Genomic DNA, 1,487 nt, shown 5'->3' with positions numbered 1-1,487 from the left:
ATTCTAAATCATATCAAAAACCCCTGCGAATGACATCGTAGGGGTTTTGTTTTTTTATATATTCTTAGGAAAAATACCCACACAAAAGTCCCAAAGATGAAATGTTGCGTACCTACGGCACGCTGATTCGTGGGCGTAACATCTACATTCTACCGATATTTAATCCCTACGGGATATTTATTCTCTTCAAATTTACTCTCAATACATCATCCAAATATCATAGCCAAACCGCAGAATTAGGCCAAAAACTACTACCAAAAACAAGATTCTGATAAAGCCATTGCCTCGGAGTAGTGCCATTCGGCTGCCTACATACGAGCCAGCCATATTACAGACCATCATCGGTATCGCAATGCTAAACATCACATAGCCTTTAGCTACAAAAAATATCAACGAACAAATATCCGCCACAACATTGACCACCTTCGAGATGGCCGAGGCTGTAAGAAAATTATAGCCGATGATGCTCACAAAGCCAAAAACCAACAAACTACCCGTTCCTGGTCCAACAAAACCATTATAAAAACCAGTCGTCATTCCTATTAAAAGGCCGTAGAGTGGTATTTTACTCAACTCGAAACGGTGCTTGTCTTCTTGTCCTAAATCTTTTTTGAAGTAAGTATAAATAGCGATAAGTGTCATCAAGACCAAAATTGTTGGTTTCAAGATGCGTTCGCTCATCAAACTCGAAATCAATGCTCCCGAATACGACATCACACCCGCCCCAATTCCAGCAAACAGAACGGTTTTTAGTGGGATTTTTACTTTTTTAGAATATTGATAACCCGCAACGCCAGTTCCCATAAAAGAAGCAAAACGATTAGTGCCAATAATCTGAGGAACAGAATAATGAGGAAATAAAATGAACAATGCAGGAGCTTGCACTAATCCACCACCACCAACGATTGAATCAATAAAACCAGCTGCAAATGCAGCCAAACACGCAAGAAAAATAGACACGATTAAGCGATTTCAGGATTACAAGATTAAAGTTTTTTGATTTAAATAATTGATTATTCAACCAGTAACAAGTCACTAATTACTCAATAAAACAATTAAACTGACTTTTGTTTTTTGATGCGTTTGGGATTATACCAAAGCCAAAAACCACTAAAAGAAAGCAAAATTAAGCCTAAAGAGACAATGGTTGTATAAAAAAGTTTGATTTCATCGTTTTTGGTTTTTACGAAAAAATCCAGAATCGAACCATCGTGGATTTTCTCTATAATATCCGAATTTCGGCGAGCAATAGATAGAATTTCCCCCGTTGCACAATCAATTTGTAATTCGGTGAAGTGCTCGGTAAAAACGATTTTAGCTACGCCCTTTTGTGGGCGAACATCAATCCTGTCTATTTCTGTTGAAAGTTTTAGGCTGTCCTTAGCAAATTTTTGGGCGGCTGTTTGAATACTATCCAACGAAATCCACTTACTGGCTTCCATATTCGAGCCTTTTTTGGTACTTGGCAAAATTCCTGCTGTTTTTTT

Annotated in this window: 2 protein-coding genes; both read right to left on the bottom strand. The window is 37.8% G+C overall.

What is annotated here, in order from left to right:
- Positions 1–198: 198 nt before the first annotated feature.
- A complete protein-coding gene (locus ACOVO2_RS22140; protein ID WP_421772061.1) occupies positions 199–960 on the bottom strand; it encodes a sulfite exporter TauE/SafE family protein in 762 nt (253 codons plus the stop codon).
- 95 nt (positions 961–1,055) lie between these two features.
- Positions 1,056–1,487, bottom strand: a 432-nt coding sequence (locus ACOVO2_RS22135) for a PepSY domain-containing protein (RefSeq protein ID WP_421772060.1), incomplete at its 5' end; no start/stop codon positions are given.

This window comes from Emticicia sp. (genome assembly GCF_049241225.1).
In the GTDB taxonomy this organism is placed as follows: Bacteria; Bacteroidota; Bacteroidia; order Cytophagales; family Spirosomataceae; genus Emticicia.
The sequence above is the reverse complement of the archived record's forward strand: the minus strand, read 5'-3'. Positions and strand labels throughout refer to the sequence as shown.